The organism is Lutibacter sp., assembly GCF_041562875.1.
GTDB lineage: Bacteria > Bacteroidota > Bacteroidia > Flavobacteriales > Flavobacteriaceae > Lutibacter.
In genome coordinates this window covers 1-5,204 of record NZ_JBFFOE010000140.1, presented here as the reverse complement: position 1 = coordinate 5,204, position 5,204 = coordinate 1, and the positions used below count along the sequence as shown (strand labels likewise).

General features: G+C 31.6%; 6 protein-coding genes and 1 pseudogene. 1 reads left to right on the top strand and 6 read right to left on the bottom strand.

Going from position 1 to position 5,204, the window contains the following annotated elements:
- The 6 genes and pseudogenes from ABY863_RS12710 to rfbA all read right to left on the bottom strand — a co-directional run.
- A partial coding sequence (locus ABY863_RS12710) for an NAD-dependent epimerase/dehydratase family protein (protein WP_372795415.1) occupies nucleotides 1-135 on the bottom strand: 135 nt, incomplete at its 3' end.
- A gap of 512 nt (nucleotides 136-647) precedes the next feature.
- Nucleotides 648-1,661 carry a dTDP-glucose 4,6-dehydratase gene (rfbB, locus tag ABY863_RS12705; RefSeq protein ID WP_372795413.1) on the bottom strand — a complete coding sequence of 338 codons (1,014 nt, stop codon included), beginning with the start codon at nucleotides 1,659-1,661 and terminating at the stop codon, nucleotides 648-650.
- 84 nt (nucleotides 1,662-1,745) lie between these two features.
- On the bottom strand, nucleotides 1,746-2,609 hold the full coding sequence (gene rfbD / locus ABY863_RS12700; RefSeq protein WP_372795411.1) for a dTDP-4-dehydrorhamnose reductase: 864 nt from the start codon (nucleotides 2,607-2,609) through the stop codon (nucleotides 1,746-1,748).
- On the bottom strand, nucleotides 2,606-3,172 hold the full coding sequence (gene rfbC, locus ABY863_RS12695; RefSeq protein WP_372795409.1) for a dTDP-4-dehydrorhamnose 3,5-epimerase: 567 nt from the start codon (nucleotides 3,170-3,172) through the stop codon (nucleotides 2,606-2,608). The genes rfbD and rfbC overlap by 4 nt, the downstream gene beginning before the upstream one ends.
- A gap of 47 nt (nucleotides 3,173-3,219) precedes the next feature.
- Nucleotides 3,220-3,390 (bottom strand): annotated as a pseudogene (locus ABY863_RS12690) (four helix bundle protein); the annotation flags it as partial.
- Between the two features lie 284 nt (nucleotides 3,391-3,674).
- Nucleotides 3,675-4,553 (bottom strand): glucose-1-phosphate thymidylyltransferase RfbA, encoded by an 879-nt coding sequence (gene rfbA, locus ABY863_RS12685; protein ID WP_372795407.1) that lies wholly within the window; start codon nucleotides 4,551-4,553, stop codon nucleotides 3,675-3,677.
- 284 nt (nucleotides 4,554-4,837) lie between these two features.
- On the opposite strand from rfbA, the gene ABY863_RS12680 reads away from it, so the two are divergent.
- Nucleotides 4,838-5,059, top strand: a complete 222-nt coding sequence (locus tag ABY863_RS12680; RefSeq protein ID WP_372795405.1) for a hypothetical protein — start codon at nucleotides 4,838-4,840, stop codon at nucleotides 5,057-5,059.
- Nucleotides 5,060-5,204 lie beyond the last annotated feature (145 nt).

The window sequence follows — 5,204 nt, the reverse complement described above, 5'->3', positions numbered from 1 at the left end:
TTTTCCTGTGGCAAAATTATCTAAACAAACTACGTTGTTATTCAGTTTTAATAATGCTTCACATAAATTTGAGCCTATAAATCCTGCGCCTCCTGTGACTAAAATTTTATGATTACTTATGTAGTTGTTATTCATTTTTTTTTGGGGGGGGTTGTTGGTTATCTGTTGTCGGTTGTTGGTTGGCTGTTTTCGGTTATCTGTTTTCGGTTATCTGTTGTCGGTTGTTTTTATTTGACTAAGACGAAAACTAAGACTAAGACTTTTGTTCTTTTTTCTTTGTTCTTTTTTTTTCTGTTGTTGGTTTTCGGTTTTCGGTTTTCGGTTGTTTCACTAAGACTTTTTTTTCTTTGTTCTTTTTTCTTTAGTCTTTTTTCTTTGTTCTTTTTTCTTTAGTCTTTTTTCTTTGTTCTTTTTTTCTGTTGTTGGTTGGCTGTTTTCTGATTTTTGGTCTTAGTTTTGGTCTTAGTTTTAGTCTTAGTTTTGGTCTTAGTTTTAGTCTTAGTTTTAGTCTTAGTTTTGGTCTTAGTTTTAGTCTTAGTTTTTTTATCAGCTTCAAAAAAAACACTCCTAACCCCTATCGACAGGCTCACTACAAGTTCTCAAGAGGGGGACTTTTTATAACCGACAACTAATAACTGATAACCTCTTTACTCTTTATACTTTTTCAAATACCATTCAACTGTTTTTAATATACCCGAATCAAAGTTTTCATCAGCTTTCCAACCTAACTGAGTTTCAATTTTAGTGGCGTCAATGGCATATCTAAAATCGTGACCTGCTCTATCTTTCACATACGTAATTTGATTTTTATAGGTTTTGCCTTCTTTTGGTGCTAATGTATCTAACAATTCACAAATTTTATTGACGATATAATTGTTATTTTGTTCGTTTTTACCACCTATATTATAAACCTCACCCGATTTCCCTTCTTGATACGCTAAGTCAATTCCTTTGCAATGATCTAACACATACAACCAGTCTCTAACATTTTTTCCATCTCCATAAACAGGAATATTTTCACCCGCTAATGCTTTTCGAATCACTGTTGGAATTAATTTCTCATCGTGTTGCTTAGGTCCGTAATTATTTGAACAATTGGTAATTACCGTATTCATGCCATAGGTATGATGGTAACTACGTACAATCATATCACTACTTGCTTTTGATGCGCTGTAAGGTGAGTTTGGGGCATACGGAGTTTCTTCTGTAAATAAGCCTGTTTCGCCTAAAGTTCCATAAACTTCATCTGTAGAAACGTGTAAAAATTTATTATTTTCAAATCCTTTTTTATAAACAAATGGCTTTTCCATCCAATATTTATAAGCAACATCTAATAAGGTAAAAGTTCCTTTAATATTGGTGTCAATAAAAATTTCAGGGCCATCTATAGAATTGTCAACATGAGATTCTGCAGCTAAATGAATCACCCCATGTATAATGTAATGTTGAAAAACACGCTCTACTAATTCCCTATCACAAATATCTCCGTGAACAAATGTATAGTTTGGAGCTTTTTCAATAGATTTTAAATTTTCTGTATTCCCTGCGTAGGTTAATAAATCTATATTTACAATATGATATTGAGGGTATTTATTTACTAAATGTTCCACTAAATTAGACCCAATAAATCCTGCTCCTCCCGTTACTAAAATTGCTTTCATCCTTAATACGTTTTATTTGTTTAGGTAAGGGGTTAAAGATAAAATTTTAAAGGGAAAGCACAAAGGGTTTAATATGAAATGTAATTACTTGTTCAATTTCTCAATACATTTTTTAAGCGAATCTTTCCAATGCGGAATTGTTAGTTGAAACGTTTCCTGAATCTTCTCTGTATTTAGTAAACTGAATTTTGGTCTTTTAGCCTGAGTTTTAAACGCTTCAGAATTTATTGGCAAAACGGTACAATTATGTTGGGCTTGTTTTACAATTTCTTCTGCAAATTGAAACCAGCTGCATTCACCAGCATTTGCATAATGATAGGTTTGAACTCCTTTACTCTTTAATAAAGGAATAATTTGTAAAATAGCTTGTGCCAAATCATGTGCATTGGTTGGCGAACCTATTTGATCTGAAACTACTGAAATGGTATCTTTCTCTTCACTTAGCCTTAAAATTGTTTTTACAAAGTTTTTACCAAACTTTGAATACAACCAAGAAGTTCTAATAATAGCTGAATTATCAGGATTTATAGTTAACAAAGCTTGTTCTCCCTTTAATTTTGAACTACCATACCTATTTTGTGGGTTTGTTTTTGAAGTTTCTACATAAGGTACTTTTGAAGTTCCATCAAACACATAGTCGGTTGATATATGTATCAATTTTAGATGGTGCTGCTTTGCTGTTTTTGCTAAATTTTTAACTGCTAAATGATTAATTTCATCAGCTAATACAACTTCTTCTTCAGCTTTATCAACATTGGTATAAGCCGCACAATTTATAATAATAGCAATATTATTTTCTGAAACAAATGTTGAAACAGCTTCAAAATTAGTAATGTCTAAGTTGCTTTTATCGGTAAAAAAGAAGGTGTAATTTTGAAAATCACTTTCCAAGCTTACCAATTCTAATCCTAATTGCCCTTTTGAGCCTGTTACTAGTATATTACTCATTTAAACGAAGTTTCTTCAAATAAATCAGCCTTTTTAAAGGGTGGTTGCATTTTATCTTTTTCAGAAATTAGAAGTTCCGCTACTGGTAATTTCCAATCTATTTGCAACGTAGTATCATTATACATAATACCTCTTTCTGATTCTTTATGATAATAATTATCTACTTTATAACTAAAAATTGCTTCATCACTTAATACCACATACCCGTGAGCAAATCCGGCAGGAATAAACAATTGGTATTTGTTTTCTTCACTTAATTCTATGGCTACATAATGCCCAAAAGTAGGAGAACCTTTCCGAATATCAACTGCAATATCCAACACTTTTCCTTTCACAACTCGCACCAATTTAGTTTGTGCAAAAGGTGGTAATTGGTAGTGCAACCCTCTTAAAACCCCTTTTGTTGATTTTGCTTCATTATCTTGGGTAAAATTTATAGTACTTCCCATAAATTTTTCAAACGCTTCTTTTTTAAAGGATTCAAAAAAGTAACCTCTTTCATCCTTTAAAATTGTTGGTTTACATAAAATTACATCGGGTATTTCAGTTCTAATAAATTTCATTTAAATAAAGTTTAAAGTACAAAGGTTAAAGTTTAAAGACCATTTAATCATCTTTTTGAGGTTTTTGAATGTATTGCTCCTAAAATATTCATTAATTCTTTTGATTCAGTTTCTTTATCTTTCCAATTATTATTTTGCTCCAAAATTTCAATTAGTATTCTAATCCAATAATTTGCTTCTCTTATCTCCTTTAGTGAGATGCCTACCTTATTTGAAAAGTCTGCTTTGAGACTGCTCCTTGTGCTTCTTCATAATTAGCACCAACAGGAAGTTGCAGACCTCAACAATTGGTATGATATTACTTGATATTCTTTAGAATTGGGTAAATTTCTTACTTCTCTTATTACATCAACAGAAAATCTAAACAATCTTATTTGTAAATCATTTTTCATAACTACTTTTTTCTTTAGCCTTTAGCCTTTACACTTTTTAATCCCAACGCGCCACCTGACCCTATCGCTAAAAATGTTCACTGAACATTTTTTGAACGCTCAGTCCTACTTTATTCTTTCAAAGCTATATTCAGTAAGTATGATCCATACTCATTATTATTGTATTGTTTAGCCAAAGCAAGCAATTGTTCTTTAGAAATATATCCTTTTTCAAAGGCAATTTCTTCAATACAAGCAATTTTTAAACCTTGTCTTTTTTCTATAGTTTGAATAAAATTAGAAGCTTCAAGTAACGAATCTTGCGTACCCGTATCTAACCACGCATAACCACGCCCCATCAATGCCATTTTTAACTTCTCTCTTTGTAAATATGTTTGATTTACTGCTGTTATTTCTAATTCTCCTCGAGCGCTTGGCTTCGTATTTTTTGCTATTTCAACTACACTGTTTGGGTAAAAATACAAACCTACTACTGCATAATTACTTTTAGGGTTCGTTGGCTTTTCTTCAATACCAAACACATTTCCATTTTTATCAAATTCTGCAACACCATATCTGTTTGGGTCTTGTACATAGTATCCAAAAATAGCTGCCTTTTTTTCTTCTGAAACTGTTTTTACAGCATCTTCCATTAACTGTTCAATTCCAGCTCCATAAAAAATATTATCTCCTAAAATCAAACAAACATCATCGCTTCCTATAAATTCTTCCCCCAAAATAAAAGCCTGAGCCAATCCGTCTGGTGAAGGTTGTTCTATATATGAGAACTGCATTCCAATTTCAGACCCATCTCCCAAAAGATTTTTAAAATTTGGTAAATCGTGAGGGGTTGAAATTATTAAAACTTCTGTAATACCTGAAAGCATTAAAATAGACAATGGATAATAAACCATTGGTTTGTCGTAAATAGCCAATAATTGCTTTGAGGTTCCTTTGGTAATTGGATACAGACGAGTTCCTGACCCCCCTGCTAAAATAATTCCTTTCATGTGAATTGATTGGTAGTTTTAGCAAAAATAACTATTTAATATTGAATACCAATTTCTTTAGAATAAACTACCTGTTGTTGTGTACAATTAATTTTTGACAATCATTTTTCATCAGTTCTGATAATATTATGTCAATCTAATAAATGAAGCACTATATACAATTAATTTGATTTGACTTTATTTTGCTGTCACAACAGCATCAATTCCTGCAGTAATATTACTTGCAATTCTCAGGTTTATTTCGTAAATTAATTGCTTTTAAATCGCCATTAGTTTAATAATATATGAAATCGAAACACCTAAATATTTACAATCTTCCTTTAACCGAAGAAACTTATGATGAGTTGAGAAATGCTCTGAAGCTTGGAAAATCAAAATGGATTAGCCTCTCAAAAGAATTACAAGATGCCTATCACTACTTTGAAGAGATGAAAAAAGAAATAGATTTTGAAAAACAATTGCATAAGGGGACTAAAAGCGAATTTGATTACGATACGCCAATTTGATCTGCAGATTCTTTTATAAAAAATTAAAAATGGCAACAGAAAAGAGAAAATGGATTATATAAACTTACTGAACAGCAGCTTGCCGCTATCGCATCAAACATTCGTGGAATTGAGAAGCATATTGGCACATGCGCACCTATCTCCC

Excerpts from the sequence above, each read along its gene's own strand:
- rfbC (WP_372795409.1), bottom strand. The coding sequence starts at position 3,172 with ATGAAATTTATTAGAACTGAAATACCCGATGTAATTTTATGTAAACCA.
- ABY863_RS12680 (WP_372795405.1), top strand. The coding sequence starts at position 4,838 with ATGAAATCGAAACACCTAAATATTTACAATCTTCCTTTAACCGAAGAA.
- rfbA (WP_372795407.1), bottom strand. The coding sequence starts at position 4,553 with ATGAAAGGAATTATTTTAGCAGGGGGGTCAGGAACTCGTCTGTATCCA.
- rfbB (WP_372795413.1), bottom strand. The coding sequence starts at position 1,661 with ATGAAAGCAATTTTAGTAACGGGAGGAGCAGGATTTATTGGGTCTAAT.
- rfbD (WP_372795411.1), bottom strand. The coding sequence starts at position 2,609 with ATGAGTAATATACTAGTAACAGGCTCAAAAGGGCAATTAGGATTAGAA.